The sequence below is a fragment of the Chimaeribacter californicus genome, from assembly GCF_002858675.1.
Lineage (GTDB): Bacteria > Pseudomonadota > Gammaproteobacteria > Enterobacterales > Enterobacteriaceae > Chimaeribacter > Chimaeribacter californicus.
Window position 1 is genome coordinate 131916 of record NZ_PJZF01000008.1, and the last position, 20190, is coordinate 152105.

At 64.0% G+C, this 20190-nt stretch carries 11 protein-coding genes; 3 read left to right on the forward strand and 8 right to left on the reverse strand.

All coding sequences use genetic code 11. The annotated features are described in order from the left end of the window. Window position 1 precedes the first annotated feature (1 nt). From mdtC to CYR55_RS11475, 3 genes are read right to left on the reverse strand one after another with little or no spacing between them, the layout of a single operon-like run. Window positions 2-3097 carry a multidrug efflux RND transporter permease subunit MdtC gene (gene mdtC / locus CYR55_RS11465; RefSeq protein WP_101816272.1) on the reverse strand — a complete coding sequence of 1032 codons (3096 nt, stop codon included), beginning with the start codon at window positions 3095-3097 and terminating at the stop codon, window positions 2-4. Further along, the gene (locus CYR55_RS11470; RefSeq protein ID WP_101816273.1) at window positions 3094-6213 is read right to left on the reverse strand and encodes an MdtB/MuxB family multidrug efflux RND transporter permease subunit; all 3120 of its coding nucleotides are present in this window, start codon (window positions 6211-6213) and stop codon (window positions 3094-3096) included. Before CYR55_RS11470 ends, mdtC begins: the two co-directional genes overlap by 4 nt. Further along, window positions 6213-7481 carry an MdtA/MuxA family multidrug efflux RND transporter periplasmic adaptor subunit gene (locus tag CYR55_RS11475; protein ID WP_101816274.1) on the reverse strand — a complete coding sequence of 423 codons (1269 nt, stop codon included), beginning with the start codon at window positions 7479-7481 and terminating at the stop codon, window positions 6213-6215. Before CYR55_RS11475 ends, CYR55_RS11470 begins: the two co-directional genes overlap by 1 nt. A 274-nt stretch (window positions 7482-7755) precedes the next feature. Between CYR55_RS11475 and CYR55_RS11480 the strand changes: the two genes are divergently transcribed. After that, complete coding sequence (locus tag CYR55_RS11480) at window positions 7756-8709, forward strand: aldo/keto reductase (protein ID WP_101816275.1); 954 nt, start codon at window positions 7756-7758, stop codon at window positions 8707-8709. 363 nt (window positions 8710-9072) lie between these two features. On the opposite strand, the gene yegD is transcribed toward CYR55_RS11480, so the two are convergent. Continuing rightward, window positions 9073-10425 carry a molecular chaperone gene (yegD, locus tag CYR55_RS11485; RefSeq protein ID WP_101816276.1) on the reverse strand — a complete coding sequence of 451 codons (1353 nt, stop codon included), beginning with the start codon at window positions 10423-10425 and terminating at the stop codon, window positions 9073-9075. 268 nt (window positions 10426-10693) lie between these two features. Here yegD and pqqU point away from each other — a divergent pair, with 268 nt between their 5' ends. Continuing rightward, complete coding sequence (gene pqqU, locus CYR55_RS11490; protein WP_101816277.1) at window positions 10694-12835, forward strand: TonB-dependent receptor PqqU; 2142 nt, start codon at window positions 10694-10696, stop codon at window positions 12833-12835. Window positions 12836-12950: 115 nt separating this feature from the next. Then, window positions 12951-13838, forward strand: a complete 888-nt coding sequence (alkA, locus tag CYR55_RS11495; protein ID WP_241522137.1) for a DNA-3-methyladenine glycosylase 2 — start codon at window positions 12951-12953, stop codon at window positions 13836-13838. 27 nt (window positions 13839-13865) lie between these two features. Here alkA and CYR55_RS11500 read toward each other — a convergent pair whose 3' ends face one another. The 4 genes from CYR55_RS11500 to CYR55_RS11515 all read right to left on the reverse strand — a co-directional run bounded on the left by CYR55_RS11500 (window position 13866) and on the right by CYR55_RS11515 (window position 20012). Beyond that, entirely contained in the window at window positions 13866-16925 is a 3060-nt protein-coding gene (locus CYR55_RS11500) for a PAS domain S-box protein (RefSeq protein ID WP_101816278.1), read from the reverse strand. Window positions 16926-17130: 205 nt separating this feature from the next. Next, window positions 17131-18564: a magnesium transporter gene (gene mgtE, locus CYR55_RS11505; RefSeq protein WP_101816322.1), complete on the reverse strand. Its 1434-nt coding sequence runs from the start codon at window positions 18562-18564 to the stop codon at window positions 17131-17133. Between the two features lie 106 nt (window positions 18565-18670). Continuing rightward, window positions 18671-18859: a YfgG family protein gene (locus tag CYR55_RS11510; protein ID WP_101816279.1), complete on the reverse strand. Its 189-nt coding sequence runs from the start codon at window positions 18857-18859 to the stop codon at window positions 18671-18673. A 244-nt stretch (window positions 18860-19103) separates the two neighbouring features. Then, the gene (locus CYR55_RS11515; protein WP_101816280.1) at window positions 19104-20012 is read right to left on the reverse strand and encodes an ROK family protein; all 909 of its coding nucleotides are present in this window, start codon (window positions 20010-20012) and stop codon (window positions 19104-19106) included. Window positions 20013-20190 lie beyond the last annotated feature (178 nt).

Below are 20190 nucleotides of genomic sequence, written 5' to 3' on the forward strand. Positions count from 1 at the left end.
GTCAGTTCTCCTCCTGAGGGCGTAGGGTCGCGGCGGGCGGGCGGAAGCGGGCACGCAGGCGATCAAAAAACAGGTAGACCACCGGCGTGGTGTAGAGCGTCAGCACCTGGCTGACCAGCAGCCCGCCGACGATGGTCATGCCCAGCGGCTGGCGCAGCTCTGCGCCGTCGCCCTGGGTCAGCGCCAGCGGCAGCGCGCCGAACAGCGCCGCCAGGGTGGTCATCAGAATCGGCCGGAAACGCAGCAGGCTGGCCTGGAAAATCGCCTCACGTGCGGTGAGGTGGCCGCGCCGCTGCGCCTCCAGCGCGAAATCGACCATCATTATTGCATTCTTTTTCACGATGCCGATCAACAGCAACACCCCTATCAGTGCAATCAGGCTGAACGGCGTGTCGAACGCTTCCAGCGCCAGCAGCGCCCCCAGCCCGGCCGACGGCAGGGTGGAGAGGATGGTCAGCGGGTGGACGTAACTCTCATACAGCACCCCCAGCACAATGTAGATGGTGGCGATGGCGGCGAGGATGAGCAGCACCTGCGAGCGCTGTGTTTCCTGGAACACCTGCGCCGTGCCGGCGAACTGGCCGCGCACCGAGGGCGGCACCCGCAGTTCTGTCATGGTGCGCTGCACCGCGGCGGTGGCATCCGACAGGCTGACGCCGTCCGGCAGGTTAAACGAGATGGTCGAGGCGGCCGACAGCCCCTGGTGGCTCACCGACAGCGGCGCATTGGCCGGCTGCCAGCGGGCGAAGTAGGAGAGCGGCACTGGTTTGCCGTCGCTGTTGGTGACGAACATCTTGTCGAGCGCGCTGACGTCCTGGTTGTAGGCGGCGGCCACCTCCATCACCACTTTGTACTGGTTAAGCGGCTGATAGATGGTGGAAATCTGCCGCTGGCCGAAGGCGTTATTCAGCAGGGCGTTGGCGTCCGCCACGCTGATGCCGAGCCGTGCCATAGCATCACGGTCATAAATCAGCCCCAGCTCCGCGCCGCTGTCCTCCTGATCGGAGTTCACATCCTCCAGCTCCGGCAGTTTCGCCAGCGCCGCCCGCACCTGCGGCTCCCAAGTGCGCAGGTCGTCCAGCTCGTCGGCCAGCAGCGTGAACTGGTAACCGGCGTTGGACTGGCGCGCGCCGACGCGGATGTCCTGCACCGGCACCAGGAACAGGCTGGCCCCCGGCTCTTTCGCCAGCTTGACGCGCAGCCGGGTGATCACCTGCTGGGCGCTCTCCCGCCGTTCGCCAATCGGCTTAAGCGAGATGTACATCGAGCCGACGTTGACGCGGTTGCCGGTAAAGCCGGTGACGCTCTCCACCGCCGGGTCTGCGCCGACAATCGTCATAAAATCTTCCAGTTTATGGCGCATCGCGCGGAACGAAATGCTCTGGTCGCCCTGGATGTAGCCGAGCAGGCGGCCGGTGTCCTGCTCCGGGAAGAAGGTTTTCGGGATGCTGATATAGAGCCACACCGTGAGGCCGATGGTGGCCAGCAGCAGCAACCCCACCAGCCGGGCATGGTTCAGCACCCGGTTCAGCGAGCGGCCGTAGGCCTGTTGCAGCCGGTTGAGCCAGCGGGTCAGGCCGCGCGGTTCCGGGTGCGGCATCCCGGGCCAGGCCGGGGGCTGCGGCCGCAGGATGCGCGCGCACATCATCGGCGTCAGGGTCAGGGAGACCACCAGCGACAGCCCAATCGCCACCGACAGCGTCACGGCAAACTCATGGAACAGCCGCCCCGGCAGCCCCTCCATCAGCAGCAGCGGGATAAACACCGCCACCAGCGAGACGCTCATCGACAGCACGGTAAAACCGACCTCTTTCACCCCCAGCAGTGCGGCGGGCAACGGCTTCATGCCCGATTCAATGTGCCGGGCGATGTTCTCCAGCACCACGATGGCGTCATCCACCACAAAGCCGGTGGCGATGGTCAGCGCCATCAGCGACAGGTTATTCAGGCTGAAGCCGCACAGATACATGGCGGCAAAAGTACCGATCAGCGACACCGGCACCGCCACCGCCGGAATCAGCGTGGCGCGGCCGGAGCGCAGGAACAGGAATACCACCAGAATCACCAGCGCCACCGCGATAATCAGCGACTGCTCCACCTCATGCAGCGAGGCGCGGATGGTGGGCGATCTGTCCTGCGCCACCGCCAGCGTCATGGTGGCGGGCACCGCCTGCCGCAGCGCGGGCAGCGCCGCCCGCACCCGGTCCACGGTGGCGATGATGTTGGCATCCGCCGTGCGCCGCACCAGAATCAGCACCGCCGGTTTCGCGTTGCTCATCCCGGCGTTGTGCACATCCTGCGAGCCGTCCTGCACCTGCGCCACATCCTGCAACCGCACCGCCGCGCCGTTGTGGTAGTGCACAATCAGCGGCTGGTAGTCGCGCGCTTTGGTCAGGGCATCATTGGCCTGCAACTGCCAGCGCTGGTCGCCGGACTCCACCGCGCCCTGCGGCTTGCGCACGTTGGCCTGGCTTATCGCCTCGCGCACCTCATCCAGCGACACGCCCTGGTTGAACAGCGCCTGCGGGTTAAGCGCCACCCGCACCGCAGGCAGCGAGCTGCCGCCCACCGTGACATCCCCGACGCCCTCAATCTGGGCGATTTTCTGCACCAGCCGGGTGCTGGCGACGTCATACATCTGTACCGGGCTGTAGGTGTCGGAGGTCAGCGTCAGGATCATCACCGGCGCGTCGGAGGGGTTGGCCTTGCGGTAAGTTGGCCGGTTCGGCATGCCGCTCGGCAGCAGGCTCTGCGCGGCATTCAGCGCCGCCTGCACGTCACGCGCTGCGCCGTCGATGTTCCGGTCGAGGTCAAACTGCATCACGATGGTGGTGCTGCCGAGCGAACTGCGCGAGGTCATCTCGTTGATCCCGGCGATGCGCCCCAGCGCCCGCTCCAGCGGCGTCGCTACTGAAGACGCCATAGTTTCCGGCGAGGCACCGGGCAGCGAGGCAGTGACCTGGATCACCGGGTAGTCCACCGCCGGCAGCGGCGACACCGGCAACCGGATGAACCCCAGCACACCGGCCAGCACAATCGCCGCCGTCAGCAGGGTGGTCGCCACCGGGCGATGGATAAACAGGGCAAAAAATTTCACTGTGGGCGCGGCTCCTGCGGGTGCGGGCGGGCGCGGTGCGCCAGCCGGTCAAACAACAGGTAGATAACCGGCGTGGTGAATAGCGTCAGCACCTGGCTCACTACCAGCCCGCCCACCATGCAGATGCCGAGCGGGCGGCGCAGCTCCGCGCCGACGCCGCCGGCCAGCATCAGCGGCAGCGCGCCGAGCAGCGCCGCCAGCGTGGTCATCAGAATCGGCCGAAAGCGCAGCAGGCACGCCTGATAGATCGCCTCGTAGGGCGTCATGCCCTGATCGCGCTCTGCCGCCAGCGCGAAGTCAATCATCATGATGGCGTTCTTCTTCACGATGCCGATCAGCAGGATGATGCCGATAATCGCGATCACATCCAGCGCGCTGCCCGCCAGCATCAGCGCCAGCAGCGCCCCGACCCCGGCGGTCGGCAGCGTGGAGAGGATGGTCACCGGGTGGATAAAGCTCTCATAGAGCACGCCGAGCACGATGTACATCGTCACCACCGCCGCCAGAATCAGCCACAGCGTGCTGCCGAGCGCCGCCTGGAACGCCAGCGTCGCCCCCTGGAAGCGGGTGGTGATGTCCTCCGGCAGCCTGAGCTGCTGCTCCGCCTGCGTCACCGCCTGCACCGCATCGCCCAGCGCGTAGCCGGGGCTGACGTTGAAGGAGATCATCGCCGACGGCAACTGGTCCTGATGGTTGATCGACAGCGGGCCGAAGCGCTGCTCAATCCGCGCGATGCTGCTGAGCGGCACGCGGTTGCCGTCACTGCCGTTGAGCCAGATCTCATTAAGCGCCGCCAGCCCCGGCGTGGTGGTGGTGTCCTGCCCCAGCACCACCCGGTACTGGTTCGCCTGGGTGTAGATGGTGGAGACCAGCCGCTGGCCGAAGGCGTTATAGAGCGCGTTGTCGATGTCCGCCATGCTGATGCCGAGGCGGCTGGCGCTGTCGCGGTCAATGTTGACGTAGGCCACCGGCCCCTTGTCCTGCCAGTCGCTGCTCACCTCCTGAAGCTCCGGCGCCTGCTCCAGTTTCTCCAGCAGTTGCGGCACCCATTCGCTCAGGGACTCCAGCGACATCGCCTGCAACGTGAACTGGTATTGGGTGCGGTTGACCTGCGTATCGATGGTGAGATCCTGCACCGGTTGCAGGTAGAGCCGCACGCCCGGCACGCCCGCCACCGCCTGTTGCAGGCGCGGGATGATGGCGTCCACCCGGTCACCGCGTTCGTCCAGCGGTTTCAGGGTGATCTGCAACCGGCCGGTGTTCAGCGTGGCGTTGGTGCCGTCCACGCCGACAAACGAGGTCAGCCCGGCGACGTCCGGGTCACGCAGCAGGATCGCCGCCACCTGTTGCTGGCGCGCGGCCATGTTGCTGAACGACACCGACTGCGGCGCTTCCAGCGTGCCCTGGATCAGGCCGTTGTCCTGCACCGGGAAAAAGCCTTTGGGGATCAGCAGGTAGAGCAGGGCGGTCAGCAGCAGGGTAGAGATCGCCACGCCCAGCGTCAGCCACGGGTGGCCGAGCACCACCTTCAGCATCCGGCCGTAGCCTGCGATCACCCGGTCAAAAAAGCGCTCGCTGGCGCGTGAGAAGCGGTTCTGCTTGCGCAGCGCCTCGTGGCTCAGCATCCGCGCGCACATCATCGGCGTCAGCGTCAGTGACACCACCGCCGAGATCAAAATCGCCACCGCCAGCGTCACCGCAAATTCGCGGAACAGCCGCCCGACGATGTCGCCCATAAACAGCAGCGGGATCAGCACCGCAATCAGCGAAAAGGTCAGTGAGATAATGGTGAACCCGATCTCGCCCGCCCCCTTCAGCGCGGCGGTGAGCGGCGGGTCGCCGCGTTCGATATAGCGCGAGATGTTCTCAATCACCACGATCGCGTCATCCACCACAAAGCCGGTGGCGATGGTCAGCGCCATCAGCGTCAGGTTGTTGATCGAAAAACCGAGGAAATACATCGCGGCAAAGGTACCCACCAGCGACAGCGGCACCGCAATGCTGGGGATAAGCGTCGCGGCGGCGTTGCGCAGGAACAGGTAGATCACCATCACCACCAGCGCAATCGACAGCAGCAGCTCGAATTGCACATCACTCACCGAGGCGCGGATCGCCGTGGTGCGGTCGGTGACCAGCGTCACCTCCACCGAGGCGGGCAGGCTGGCGCGCAGCGACGGCAACAGCGCACGGATGCTGTCCGCCGTGGTCAGCACGTTGGCGCCCGGCTGGCGCTGCACATTCAGCACAATCGCCGGTTTGGTGCCGGACCAGGCGGCCAGTTTGCTGTTTTCCGCGCCCTGGTGAATGGTCGCCACTTCGCCGAGCCGCACCGGTGCGCCATTCTGGTAGGCGATGATCAGTTGGCGGTAATCCTCAGCGGATTTCATCTGGTCATTGGCGGCCAGCGTCACCGAGCGGGCCGGGCCGTCCAGGCTGCCTTTGGCGGAGTTGACGTTGGCGTTGCTGATGGCGGTGCGTATCACTTCGCTGTCCAGCCCGCGCGCTGCCACCGCGGCGGCATTCATCTCCACGCGCACCGCCGGGCGCTGGCCGCCGGAAATGGTCACCAGCCCGACGCCGCTGACCTGCGACATCTTCTGCGCCACACGGGTTTCGGCCATGTCCTCAACCTGCGTCATCGGCAGGGCATCGGAGGTCAGCGCCAGCGTCATGATCGGCGGGTCAGCCGGGTTCACTTTGCTGTAGATCGGCGGGTAGGGGAGATCGTCCGGCAGCAGGTTGGTGGCGGCGTTAATCGCGGCCTGCACCTCCTGCTCCGCCACATCCAGCGGCAGCGTCAGCTGGAACTGGAGCGTAATCACTGACGCGCCGCCCGAGCTTTGCGATGACATGGTTTTCAGGCCGGCCATCTGGCCGAACTGGTGTTCCAGCGGCGCGGTCACGGCGGAGGTGGTGACGTCCGGGCTGGCACCGGGGTAGAGCGTCACCACCTGCATGGTGGGGTAGTCCACCTGCGGCAACGCCGACACCGGCAGGGCGCGGTAGCCGATAATCCCGGCCAGCAGAATCGCCACCATCAGCAAGGTGGTGGCGACCGGGCGCAGGATAAACTGGCGGGACGGGCCGCCGCTGTGGTCCGGGGGCATCACCTGCATCAGGAGCGCCCCCCGGCGGCCGGTGGGGTACGGTGGTGCCGGCGGCTCTGTTGCGCGGCGGCATCTGTTTGTTCATCGGCGCGGGTCGCGGCATCATCATTGCCCAGCACCTCGACCTTCAGCCCCTCTTTCAGGCGGTCGATGCCGTCCGTTACCACGCGCGCCCCGGCGCTCAGCCCGGTGGCGATCACCACCTGGTGGCTGTCCTGCGTGCCCAGCGTCACTAAGTGCTTACTCACCTGGTTCTGGGCGTCCAGCACCCAGACGTAGTTGCCGTCATTGCCCATCTGGATGGCGGCGGCAGGCACCACCACCGCATCGGCCACGGTGTTCACCTTCACCCGCGCATTCACGAACTGGTTGGGGAACAGCATGCCGTCATCATTGCTGAAACGCGCCTTGATCTTGATGGTGCCGGTGGTGGCATCGATCTGATTGTCGAGGCTCAGCAGTGCGCCTTCCGCCACTTTCACCGTGTTGGTGCGATCCCACGCCTCGACCGGCACGGCCCGGCCCGATTGCTGCGCCCGCAGCAGGGTCGGGATGGTGTCTTCCGGCAGGGTGAATACCACATCAATCGGGCGGGTCTGGGTCAGGATCACCAGCCCGGTGGTGTCGCCGCTGGTGATGTAGTTGCCGATGTCGACCTGTTTCAGCCCGACGCGGCCATCAATCGGCGCAGTGATGCGGCTGTAGTCCAGCTGGAGCCGGGCGCTGGCCACCGCGCCCTGGTCGGCCTTGACGCTGCCTTCGCTCTCACGCACCAGCGACTGCTGGGCATCCAGCTCCTGCTGGGAGATCAGGTTGGTTTTGCCGAGTTTCTGGTAACGCACCAGATCCTGCCGGGCGTTGGCCAGCGTCGCCTGATCTTTCGCCAACTGCCCCTCGGCCTGCGTCAGCGCCACCTGATAGGGGCGCGGGTCAATTTCCGCCAGCAGTTGCCCGGCCTTGACCTGCTGCCCTTCGGTGAAGTGCAGCGCCATCAGCTCGCCGTCCACCCGGCTTTTCACCGTCACGGTATTGGCGGCGGTCACGGTGCCCAGCCCGATGAGGTAGTGCGGCACGCTCTGGGTGGTCGCGGGCGCGGCCTGCACCGGCGGCGGCGCAGCCTGATGGCGGCCGCCCCGGCCCTGCGGCCGGTTCGTTGCGCTCTGGTCGGCAGGCGGTTCAGCGATAAAAAAATGCCAGGCAGCAAAAGCGGCCAGCAACACCACCAGCCAGACCAGCAGGCGGCGCAGGGGGATACGTCGTTTCAGGGATGCATTCATAGGAGTGAACAGAGTCTCCGTTGTTCAGAGTCCAGACGAACCGATTCAGGTGATGAAAGAGTCAGGATAATAGCGCCAATAGGGTAGCAGTGTAGCGACTCCAGGCCTCAGAAAAAATGAAGGAAATATGGAGTCCATGTCAGGGCGTGTCAGGGGGTATCAGGCTGTAGCAAATATGAAAGTTGTTATAACCTCAGGCGATTTCGTTCCTGTGGTCTTTCGTTTCCTGTGCAATAATTTGCCTGTTAACCATAACCTCACTAAGGAGATCAGCATGAAGCAGCGCACATTGGGCCGTTCCGGTATTCAGGTTCCTCCTCTGACGTTTGGCGGCAATGTCTTTGGCTGGACGATTGATCAGAACACCTCCTTCAGCATTCTGGATGCCTTGCTCGACCATCAGCTGAATTTCATTGATACCGCTGATGTCTATTCCCACTGGGCGCCGGGCAACCACGGTGGCGAATCAGAGACCATTATCGGTAACTGGCTGAAGAAAAGCGGCAAACGTGAGCAGATTGTGCTGGCGACCAAGGTCGGCAAATCCATGGGCGAGGGTAAAGTGGGGCTGTCGCCGCGCTACATCCGTGAAGCCATTGACGCCTCGCTGAAACGCCTGCAAACCGACTATGTGGATCTTTACCAGTCCCATGATGACGATCGGGACACGCCGCTGGCAGAGACGCTGGCGACCTTCGACGCGCTGATTAAAGAGGGCAAGGTGCGGGCCATCGGCGCGTCCAACTACAGCGCAGAGCGGTTGGCCGAGGCGCTGAAGGTGAGTGAGCAGCAGGGCATCGCCCGTTATGAGACGCTGCAGCCGGAGTACAACCTCTACGACCGCCAGGGCTACGAGGGCGGGCTGGAGCAGGTGGCGCAGGCGAACCAGCTTGGGGTAATTGGCTACTACTCGCTGGCCAGCGGCTTTTTGTCCGGCAAATACCGCCGCCCGGAAGATGCCGGGAAAAGCGCACGCGGCGAGGGCGTGGTGAAAAGCTACCTGAATGAACGCGGCCGGAAGATCCTGGCGGCGCTGGATCAGGTTGCGGAGAAGCACCGCGTCAGCCCGACGCAGGTGTCGCTGGCGTGGCTGATCGCCCGGCCCAGCGTGACCGCGCCGATTGTCAGCGCGACGTCGCTGGCACAGCTGGAGGATCTGGCTGGGGCGGCGCGGCTGGCGCTGGACGCGGGGGATATTCAGGCGTTAGATCAGGCGAGTGCCTACTAGCGCCTGAGTAGGCGCAGGCATTTATAGCGTGCGATATACAGATCGGAGAAGGTTGCGTTGGCATACGGCCGGCATTTTTCTGCAGCCCCGCTGCCGCCACCGCGCAAGGGGCGCGTAAGCGCCCGCCCCTTGCATCCCCGCGCTTTGGGTGCCCTGGCTGAATCATTGCCCGCGTAGCGGGTACCCTCATTTCGCCTTCGGGCTGTTCGGGCCGCCGCAGACACGCTCCCGGCGTGGCTGCGACTTTCGCGGGCGTCCTGCCCGCTCACCCGGCCCTGCGGCTCCACTCGGCAATGATTTTTACGCCCCCACCAGACTGCAAATCTTTGAGTATGTAAGGAAAAGGTAGGGGCGGATCTTCTTTTACCGGTAAAGCACCTCTGCCCAACGGGCAAGACCCGCCGTAACGGAGCCGAAATCGTTGCCGCCGACCAGCGGGATGCCGGGCAACTGCGCCTGCAACGCGGCGCGCAGCAACGGGGAGCGGGCGCTGCCGCCGGTGAGGTAGATGACGTCCGGCGTGACGGCGCTGCCTTCCAGCGCCACCGTCACCTGCTCCTGAATGCGCGCCAGCGGCTGGCTGATCGCCTCGCCCAGTTGTTGCTGGGTGATGCGCTCGCTCAGGGAGGCTTCCACGAAGTCCAGTGCGGTGCGGATCTCGGCGTCGTGGGAGAGGGCGATTTTGCTCTCTTCCGCTGCGCGCACCAGCCGGTAGCTCAGGCGCTGCTGGTACACCTTCAGCAGGCGCTGCACGCGTGCCGGGTCAGCCGCGTCACGGATCAGGTCACGCAGCAGGCGGCCGTTGGCCACGCTGTAAAAATCACTCTGCGCCGGGACATCGTTCGTCGCAACCGCGTTCCAGAACGGCAGCGCCGGAATGCCCAGCCCTTTGGTGGTCTCACTGCCGAGGCCGCATAGCGGCATCAGCTGGCGGAAGGCCAGCATAATGTCCAGATCGTTCCCGCCCACGCGGCAGCCGCTGTGGCCCAGCAGGCTCTGCTGGCGGTCAGCCTGGTTGCGCCAGGTCGGCCCCATCAGCAGCACCGAGCAGTCGGTCGTCCCGCCGCCGATGTCCACCACCAGCACCGTCTTCTCTTGTGTCAGCGTCGCCTCAAAATCCAGCCCCGCCGCCACCGGCTCAAACTGGAAGGCGATGTCCCGGAACCCGGCGCGCGCCGCTGCCCGGTGCAGAATGCCCTGCGCCTGCTGGTTCGCCTCGTCACCGCCGGTGCCCTGGAAGTTGACCGGGCGGCCAATCACCGTCTGGGTGATCGGTTGTTGCAGCGTGTTCTCCGCCTGGCGCTTGATGTGGAACATCATGGCGCACACCAGATCCTCAAACAGCGCGATCTGCTGCGGCTTCAGGCCATTGGCTCCTAAAAAGGATTTCGGCGATTTAACGAAGTAAACCTCTTCCGGGTCTTCCACGTAGTGGGCCAGCGCCGCCAGCCCGAACAGCACGCTGTCCGCATTGACCGGGATGTCTTCCTCGCGGTTGAGGTTGATGGCGCGGCGCAACAGTTGCTGGTTTTCGTCACTGCCGGTCGGTACCTGCCAGTGACGATGTAAGCACTCACTGACTGCCTCGCGCGTCGGCGCGGCCAGCATGGAGGGCAGGTAGGGTGTCTCCTTCTCCAGCGGCAGCAACACTGCATCGCCATCGCGCATTACCGCCACTGAACAGTTCGCCGTACCGTAGTCAAAACCGATAAACATCTCTTACCCCCATGCCAAATAAAAGGGCGCGACTTTACCGGAGAGCGGCGCGCCGGGCAAGCCAAACCCGCTGCCCTGCCGTGATGGGGTGAAATTAGCCGCGATTATTTTACCCGGCGCCTATACTCCTGATACCGCCCGGTACACGGTTTTATCAACCGTGCCTTAACGTTACGCAAACAACCGTTCACGCGGTGTCCGGGATGAATTACGCTGGGCGGTTTATGTTCCCTTTGGTTCATTTTTACTTTTTGGCGCACAATACCTCATGAAAAAACCACTCACTGCTCGTTCTGCCTGCTCGCTGATGATCCCGGCCCTGCTGCCGTGGTTGCCCCCCGCTGCCCAGGCGGCGGATAACGATGAACAGACCATGGTGGTCACCGCCACCCCGGCCCCGGCCGGCATCTCGGAGCTGGACACCCCCGCCGCCGTCAGCGTGGTCAATGGGGAGGATTTCCGGCAGGCGAAACCGGAAATCAACCTCTCGGAGAGCCTGGGCGCGGTGCCCGGTTTGCAGGTGCAGAACCGGCAGAACTACGCGCAGGATTTGCAGCTGTCAGTGCGCGGCTTCGGTGCGCGCTCCATGTACGGCGTGCGCGGCGTGCGCATCTATGTGGACGGCATCCCGGCCACCATGCCGGACGGGCAGGGTTACACCTCCAACATCGACCTCAACTCGGTTGACCGTGTCGAGGTGCTGCGCGGCCCCTATTCGGCGCTCTACGGCAACGCTTCCGGCGGCGTGGTAAATGTCGAGACCGTGACCGGCAGCCAGCCCCCGACGCTGGAGGCGGGCATGTACTACGGCAGTTACGGCAGCTGGCGCTACGGCGTGAAAGCCACCGGGGCCACCGGCGACGGCACCCAGGCCGGTGACGTCAACTACGCCGTCTCCGCCACCCGCTTTACCACCCACGGCTACCGCGACCACAGCGCCGCGCAGAAAAACCTCGGCAACGCCAAACTCGGCGTGCGCATTGATGATGTCAGTACCCTGACGCTGATTTTCAACAGCGTAGATATTGACGCCGATGACCCGGGCGGCCTCACCAACGCCCAGTGGCATGACAACCCCCGCCAGGTAGTACGCACCGTGGAGCAGTTTAATACCCGCAAAACCACCTCACAGACCCAGGCCGGGCTGCGCTACCAGCGCGAGATGAGCGAGAAAGATGACCTGAGCATCATGGCCTACGCCGGGCAGCGCGAAACCACGCAGTACCAGTCGATCCCGGTCAGCACCCAGGCCAACCCGCAGCAGCCGGGCGGGGTTATCGACCTGACGCGCCATTATCAAGGCATCGACACCCGCTGGACGCACCGTGGCGAGCTGGGCGTACCGGTCACGCTGACCGGCGGGCTGGACTACGAGACCATGACCGAGCAGCGCAAAGGCTATGAAAACTTTACGCAGAACAATGGGGTGACCGAGCTGGGCAACATGGGCAACCTGCGCCGCAATGAGCGCAACCTGATGTGGAACCTCGACCCTTACCTGCAAACCTCCTGGAAGCTGACGCCGAAATGGACGCTGGACGCCGGGGTGCGCTACACCACCGTCAATTTTGACTCCAACGACCACTATGTGACGGCAGGCAACGGCGATGACAGCGGCGACGCCAACTACCACCGCTGGCTGCCGGTCGGCTCGCTGAAGTACGCGGTAAACGACGGCTGGAACCTTTACGCCTCCGCCGGGCGCGGCGTGGAGACGCCGACCATCAACGAGCTTTCCTACCGCAGCAACGGGCTGGCCGGGCTGAACTTTGCGCTGCAACCAGCCACCAGTGACAGCGTGGAGCTGGGCAGCAAACTGCGCGTCGGCAACGGCCTGTTTACCACCGCCCTGTTTGAAACCAAGACCAGCAACGAGATTGTGGTGGCGGAGAGCAGCAACGGCCGCACCAGCTACACCAACGCCGGGAAAACCCGCCGCCGTGGCGTGGAGCTGGCGCTGGATCAGCAGTTCGGTGAGGCGTGGCGGCTCAACATGGCCTGGACGCTGCTGGATGCCACCTACCGGGATGACCAGTGCAGCGAGGGCGTCTGTAGCGGCACCGCCGGCCACCGCCTGCCGGGCATCGCCCGTAACATGGGCTACGCCTCGCTGGGCTGGGTGCCGGAGGAGGGCTGGTACGCAGGCGGCGAAATCCGCTACATGAGCGATATCCAGGTCAATGATGAAAACAGCGAACAGGCCCCGTCCTACGCCGTAACGGCGCTGAACACCGGCTACAAGTTCCGCCACGGCAACTGGCTGCTGGACGTGTTCGGCCGCGTGGATAACCTGTTTGACCGGCACTATGTCGGATCGGTGATCGTCAACGAGGGCAACGGCCGCTACTTTGAGCCTGCTCCCGGCCGTAACTGGGGCGGCGGCGTGACGCTGGCCTACAGTTTCGAGTAACCGCTGACCGCGTTGCAGGGCACCTCCGGGTGCCCTTTTTTATAGAGGGCGGGACGTTGACAGGCGCGGGGCCGGGCAGCTTAACTGAAGGTTTTGCGTTGAAAGGAGTTCACCTGTGACTGATTCCGCCCTGTGGCACCCCGACACCCTCCTGCTGCCCTATACGCCGCCCTATGACTGGGCGCTGGTGCATGGCTTCCTGCAAACGCGCGCCATTGCCGGGGTAGAAGCGGGGGACGCGCACCACTACCAGCGCACGCTGGTGGTCGGCGGCGTGCCCGGTTGTTACCAGATCGCCCCGGTGCCGGGCGAGGCGGCGCTGGCGCTGCGCATGTCGCCGTCACTCCATCCGCAACGGGAGGAGGTGGTACGGCGCGTGCGGCGGCAGTGGGATCTGGATGCAGACCCGCAGGCAATCGCTGCCGTGCTCGGGCCGCTGGCGGCTGACCGGCCGGGGCTGCGGCTCGCCGGGTCGGTGCATGGCTACGAGCAGACGGTGCGCGGCATCCTCGGCCAGCTGGTGAGCGTGAAGATGGCGGCAACACTCACCGAACGGCTGGCGGCGCGCTGGGGCACCCCACTGGAGATGCCGCACGATCGCCTCAGCGTGCTGTTTCCCCAACCGGCGGCAATTGCCCGCCTGACGGTGGATGACCTGCGGTCAATTGGCGTGCAGGCGCGGCGCTCAGCCTGTTTGATCGCGCTGTCGCGGGCGGTGGCAGAGGGGGAACTGGAGGTGGACGCGGTGCCGGATGCGGAACAGGGCATGCGGCAGTTGCTGGCGCAGCCGGGCATCGGCCCCTGGACGGCCAGCTATATCGGGATGCGCGCCTGGGCGGCGCAGGATGTGTTCCTCACCAGCGACTACCTGATTAAGCAGCGCTTCCCCGGCATGACGCCGGGGCAGATTGCGCGCTATGCGGCGCGCTGGCAGCCGTTCCGTTCCTACGCCACGCTGCATTTGTGGCTCGCCTCAGACTGGGTGCCGGAAGGCAGCGCCTGACGCAACCGGCCTGTTGCCGGAAACAGGCTAGCGCATGGCAAAGTACCCGCTGCTGAGCAGCCCTTCCAGCGGCTGCGGTGCCGAGACCACTTCGCCCTCAATCAGGTCGATGCCCATTTCCATCAGTTTCTGGTGGGTGGCCGGCAGATCCACCGGCCCGGCAATACTCTGTGCCTGTAACCGGTGGGCGGTGCCGTGCACAATATTTACCAGGATCTCATCCATCTGGTTACAGTGCACCTGGGCGATAAATTGCGGGTCGAGTTGCAGGTAGTCCGCCATCCCGGCGGGCAGCTCACTGAGCGCCGCCAGCTGGTGGCCGGCGTGGGCGATGATGATGCCGCACCCCTGCTGTTTCAGGGTTTTCAGCAGGGTTTCCGCCTCGGTCTGATGTTGCAGCAGCACGCTTTCATCCAGCCGGAACAGCAACAGGGAAGGTGGGATCACGGTCTGGCGCAGGGCGCTGAACAGGGCCGCATGCAGGGCCGGGCTGGTCAGCCCGCTTTCGCTCAGCGTCAGTGCCACCGCCAGCCCTTTGCGCGCAATCTCCGGCCCGTAGGCCAGCAGCACCCGGCGTACCAGCCAGGCATCCACACTGGCTTCCATCCCCAGCAGGGCCACGGTGGCGTGGAACGCCTCATTGGTGGCCCCGGTCTCCTCGGCGGCGGCCACCTCCACCGACAGCTGATAGAAGCAGGTGGCCAGCGGGGTTTTTGGCGGCGCGGCGGCGCGCGCCGTTAGCGTCAGCAGGTTATCCTCCAGGATGCGCGCAATCTGCACCGGGGTGAGCAGCACGCTGTCTTTCTCCAGCAGCCGCGTCTGGCGTGCCTGATAAACCACCACCTGCCCGCGCCCGCTGTGCTTGGCGGCGTAACAGGCCACGTCCGCCTGCGACATCAGCTCCCCGGCGGTCAGCTGCGGATCGTTGATAATCGTGACCCCAGCGCTGGCCCCGATGCGGTAGATTTTCTGGTTCCAGTAGAAGCGGAACCCGTTGATTTTCTGCACCAGTACCCTGACGCGCTCATGCGCCGGTTCCAGCGCACAGTCAAACATCAGGATGGCGAACTCATCCCCGCCGAGCCGCGCCAGCCGGTCACTGTTGCGCAGGCTCTCCTGCATCAGCTGGCTGAGCTGGCGCAGCAGCTCATCGCCTGCCGCGTGGCCTGCGGTGTCGTTCACCGCCTTGAAGCGGTCAAGATCCAGGAAGGCCAGCCCGTGCTGCTGCCCTTCATTGGCGGTGAGCGTCAACGCCTGATGCAGATCACGTTCAAAGCTGGTGCGGTTGGGCAGGCCGGTCAGGGCATCATGGGAGGCGTTATAGCTCAGCTTACGCATCAGTTCGCGGGATTTGCTGACATCCTGCAACACCAGCACCATGCCGAGCAGCTCCTGCTCCAGCGTTCTTAACGGCGACACCGCGCGCTGGATCTCAAAGGATTCACCTTTGTTGTTGGTGAGCACCAGCGCGTGCTCAATGGCACTGTTCAGGTTTTCATTAACATCAAACGGCAGCAGGTTTGCCACACGCGGGCCGTTCAGGCCGCGCGACAGGTGCACCACCTCATCAATGTGCTGCCCCACCGCCCGTTCCGCCCGCCAGCCGGTCATCCGCTCAGCCACCGGGTTCATAAAGGTGATTGCCTTGGCGCGGTTGGTGCAGATCACTGCCTCTTTGATGGCGTCGAGGGTGATGTGCAGCCGCTCTTTCTCCTCATGCAGCGCCTCGGTCAGCTGGTTATTGGCCTGCTCGGTCATCTTCAGGCTGCTGATGTCTTCAATCTGCGAAATAAAATAGAGCGGGCGCTGGCGCTCATCCCGCACCAGCGATACCGCCAGCAGTGCCCACACCATCTCGCCGTCGCGGCGGCGGTAGCGTTTCTCCAGTGTATAACTCTGGATAGCGCCTTCCAGCAGCGCCTGCACTTGCTGCAAATCGGAATCGAGATCGTCCGGGTGCGTAATGTCCTGGAAGGTCATTTTTTTCAGGTCATCGGGGCTGTAGCCCAGCAGCGTACACAGCGCCTGATTCACCTGTAACCAGTGCCCCTGCGGCGATACCAGCGCCATGCCGATCGCCGAATACTCCATGGCGTTGCGGAAGCGGTTTTCGCTCTCCACGATGTGCGCCCGCTCGACGTTCAGCTTGTGCATCACAATGGTCATGGCATTGGCCGGCAGCAGGATCAGCAGCAGCGGCACATAGTTAAGCAGCGGGGAGTAGGCAGGGTAGCGGATGTGGCCGATCTGTCCACTGGCGATCAGCAGCGTGACCATCACCGTCAGGGCGAGGAAGATCAACAGCGCCTCTATGCGGTGCAGGCGGATAGAGGCGGTCAGCAGCAAAAGCGAGATAAACGCAAACGGGTAGGGCAGCCAGAACAGCGCCAGGTAACTGAACCCCAGGGTGCCCACCAGCATCAGCAGCACCTCCGGCAGGCGCGGTGAGTGCAGCAGCCGCTGAAGGGAGGTGCGGTGATAAAGCAGCCCGAGCGGGGTCACGCTCAGGATGCCGAGCGACTCGGAGATAAACCAGATGCGGAAGCGGTTCGGCAGCAGATCGGGGGCATTCAGGTGCGGAAGCAGCATCACGATGGCGCTGATCATCGGGGTAAACACCACGGCGGCGAGCACAAATTTAATCCAGCTCGCCACGTTCTCCAGCGGGTCATCGGCCGGTAACAGGTAGTGCAACAGGGTGGCGGCCAGCATCGATTCCGCCATGTTAATCAGCGTCAGCGGCAGGAAGAAGCCGGGCGGCACCCCGCAGAGCAGATTGGCAGCGGCCATCGCCGCGGCAGACCCCAGCAGCAGCACCGGCCAGGTGCGGTGCGGGAAGCGGTAGAGCAGGGCGATCATCAGTGCGGTCGGCAGCCAGAGCGACACAATCAGCCCATCGACCAGGGTAAAGCGCAGGCAGAACAGCGCCAGTAAAAACACCAGCAGCGTAACGCCGCCCAGGGTGCGCCAGCCGGGGCGGATCTGTTGTACCGCTTCCATCTTCAGGTTGCTTTCCACATCAGGGCCTTTTTTATCGTTGCCGCCGGACGCAGCAGACCCGGAAGCCGCAGTGTGCGGGGCAGGCATCCAGTCCCGGTGGGTGATGCCTTATGCTGTGAAATAATAGATCAAAATAGTCGTGGTCACTTTCTGTTTATGCAGAGACGCGCCGTCACGCCGTTTTTACGGCGCAGCAGCGCGTTCTTTCCTTATTTTAGCGCAGAACCGCCGGGCCAATCGGTGTATCAGCCCGGCATAAAGGGGGTATTTCGCGGCGTGGGCCGGCGGCGTGTTACAACAGGAAAAGGGTGGCCAGCCCAAGGAAGATGAAAAAGCCGCCGGTGTCGGTGATGGCGGTAATCATCACGCTGGAGCCGACCGCCGGATCGCGGCCAAAGCGCACCATGGTGGTCGGGATAATCACGCCCATCAGCGCCGCCACCAGCAGGTTAAGCACCATCGCCAGCGTCATCACCGCGCCCATCTGCCAGTCATGGTAGAGCAGCCAGGTAACGACCCCCATCAGCCCGCCCCACACCAGCCCGTTGATCAGCGCCACCCCGAGCTCGCGCATCATCAGAAAAGAGACGCTGCCGCTCTGGAGCTGGTGCAGCGCCAGCGCGCGCACAATCATGGTGATGGTCTGGTTGCCGGTGTTGCCGCCAATGCCCGCGACAATCGGCATCAGTGCGGCCAGCGCCACCAGCTCTGAAATGGTGTGCTCAAACAGGCCGATCACCCGGGAGGCAACGAACGCTGTACAGAGGTTGATCGCCAGCCAGGCCCAGCGGTTACGCACCGCTTTGCCCACCGGCGAAAAGAGGTCCTCTTCCTGGCTGAGGCCGCCCATCCGCCGCAGATTGTTGTCACTCTCCTCGTTGACCACGTCGAGAATCTCTTCCACCGTCAGGCGGCCCATCAGTTTGCCGCGTGCATCCACGACCGGCGCAGTAATCAGGTTGTAGCGCTCAAACGCCCCGGCGGCATCTTCCGCTTTCTCATCCGGCGTGAAGGTAGTGGGGTCACGGTCCATCAGCTCCGCCACGGTCATTTTCGGCGGGTGGAGCAGGATGGCGGTCAGCGGCAGTTCACCGAGCAGGGTGTTACGCCGGTCAGTGACAAAGATTTTGTCGGTGGAGTCCGGCACGCGGCCGCGTTGGCGCAGGTAGCGCTGCACGGCGGCCAGCGTCACCCTGGGGCGCACCGTGACCAGCTCAAAATCCATGATGCGGCCCACGGTGTCGCGGTCAAACTTCATCACTTCCCGCACCTGGGCGCGCTGTTCCGGCTCCAGCGAGGTGAGCACCCGCCCGGTCAGGTTACGCGGCAGGTACTCCGCCAGGTAGACCTGCTCGTCAATGTCGAGCGTGGCGATCGCCCGCAGCAGATCGCGGTCGCTCATCTCTTCGATCAGGCTGTCCCACACGGTTTCATTGGCTTCGACCAGCACCCGGCCGCGGGCAGTGTTGCTGACCAGCCGCCAGAGCGCCAGGCGTTCATCACGCGGCAGCCCTTCCAGCAGGTCCGCCAGGTCGGCGGCGTGCAGGCTGTGCAGCAGCAGCTGGAGTTCGGCGGTCTGGTCAAGCAATTCCGGCGGGCTGGGCGGCGCATCGGGCGCGCGCTCGTCCAGCAAATCTTCGACCAGTGCGTCATTGTTTTGCAGCAGCGCCAGAATGCGGCTGCGGGTTTCCGCAAGTTTTTTAGTGTTGTGATTAGCGGCAGACATCAGGTTCCCTTTCATCGGCAAATGTGCAATTAAGCGCCAACCGGCGCGGCATCCCCTCTCCGGGCTGTGATCAAGGGTAGAACATGGCAGCGTGCTGCGCCGCCGCTCAGTGCGGGGCGGGGGACGCCGCGCGCGCCGGGATCGTTTGCACGGCGGCGTGATCTTGCTGGATCAGCCGCTTCTCCTGATGGTGCGAGATTGCGCCGATACCGGCGTAAATCATGCGCCCCAGCAGGATGATAAAGCTGATGGCCAGAACAATTTTGGTCATGCTGACGTTGGTGCGCCGGCGCATAAGGTTCTCCAGAGCAGGCACCGCGCCGGTCTCTGCGGCGGGCACCCGGTAATAAGTTGATTTCACATGAAAGTGTAAAAGCTTTTCAAAACGCCTGTCCAGCCTGAAAAATGAACAAGCCGGGGACACGCGCCCTAAGATAGGCGATTGGCCTAAATAAGAAATAAACAGGGGGACGAAAACCCCCGCTAAAGCGTGCCTGCCATGATCCAGGTCAACAGGCACGAAAACAGGGGCACCGGGCCTACGGGCAGCGGGCACCGAGCCAGGCGGCGCCGCGCACGCAGCTGCTGTCACCGTGGTGGGCGGGCAGAATGCGGGTGGTGAAGGTGTCGGTAAAGGTGTAGCGGCCGGTCAGCGCCTCCAGGCCGGGGTAGATCTCCGGCACATTCGACAGCCCGCCGCCCAGCACGATTGCGCCGGGGTCCAGGTGATTGACCACGGAAGCCAGCGTGCGCGCCAGCTGGTCACGGTACAGGGCAAACTGCGCCACGGCGGCCGGATCGCCCCGGCGCATCCGTTCAATAATCGCGGCGGCCGTCAGGCTTTCGCCCTGTTGCACGGCGAAACGCTGTGACAGGCCGGTGCCGGAGACAAAGGATTCCACGCAGTTCTGTTGCCCGCAGTAGCAGGTGACCGGCGGGCCATCCCGTTCCGGCGTGTAGCCGGGCAGCGGGTTATGGCCGCATTCGGCAGCATTGCCGTTGTTGCCGGTGATCATCCGCTTGCCGATGCTGAGGCCGCCGCCGCAGCCGGTGCCGAGGGTAACGCCGAACACAATCTCATGGTCATGCCCGGCACCATCCACCGCTTCAGAGAGCGCAAAGCAGTTGCCGTCATTGGCGATGGCCACCGGCTGCTGCAACTGCGCCATGAGGTCGCGCTGTAACGGCCGGCCGTTCAGCACCAGGATATTGGAATTTTTAATCAGCCCGGTGATTGGCGACACGCTGCCGGGCAGGCAGAGGCCGATTGAAAACGGCGCGCTCTGCCGCTGCCGCAGCCCCAGGATCAACTGGCTGAGATCCGCCAGGAACGCGGCATACGTGGCTTTTTGCGTGGCGCTGCGCTGCTTCTCCAGCACTTCGCCCTGTTCGGAAAACAACACCACCTCAATTTTTGTGCCGCCAATATCCAGCCCCAGTCTGTTCATGATGATCTCTCCGTGAAAATAGTGCCGGAAAGCCTACCGCGCTTATTTTGTTTAGTAAACAAAATGGTGAGGAAAGGGTGATCGCTGCCCAATATGGCGTTAATGCAGGCAGGTAAGGGGGTGATATCGCATTTTGTTTATTAAACAGTTACGATGGCGGCTTCGCCTGCGTGGGCAG

What these genes read in the sequence shown, in the direction of transcription:
- CYR55_RS11470 (WP_101816273.1), bottom strand. Translation starts at nt 6,213, where the DNA reads ATGCAGGTGATGCCCCCGGACCACAGCGGCGGCCCGTCCCGCCAGTTT.
- CYR55_RS11475 (WP_101816274.1), bottom strand. Translation starts at nt 7,481, where the DNA reads ATGAATGCATCCCTGAAACGACGTATCCCCCTGCGCCGCCTGCTGGTC.
- CYR55_RS11480 (WP_101816275.1), top strand. Translation starts at nt 7,756, where the DNA reads ATGAAGCAGCGCACATTGGGCCGTTCCGGTATTCAGGTTCCTCCTCTG.
- yegD (WP_101816276.1), bottom strand. Translation starts at nt 10,425, where the DNA reads ATGTTTATCGGTTTTGACTACGGTACGGCGAACTGTTCAGTGGCGGTA.
- pqqU (WP_101816277.1), top strand. Translation starts at nt 10,694, where the DNA reads ATGAAAAAACCACTCACTGCTCGTTCTGCCTGCTCGCTGATGATCCCG.
- CYR55_RS11500 (WP_101816278.1), bottom strand. Translation starts at nt 16,925, where the DNA reads ATGCCTGCCCCGCACACTGCGGCTTCCGGGTCTGCTGCGTCCGGCGGC.
- mgtE (WP_101816322.1), bottom strand. Translation starts at nt 18,564, where the DNA reads ATGTCTGCCGCTAATCACAACACTAAAAAACTTGCGGAAACCCGCAGC.
- CYR55_RS11510 (WP_101816279.1), bottom strand. Translation starts at nt 18,859, where the DNA reads ATGCGCCGGCGCACCAACGTCAGCATGACCAAAATTGTTCTGGCCATC.
- CYR55_RS11515 (WP_101816280.1), bottom strand. Translation starts at nt 20,012, where the DNA reads ATGAACAGACTGGGGCTGGATATTGGCGGCACAAAAATTGAGGTGGTG.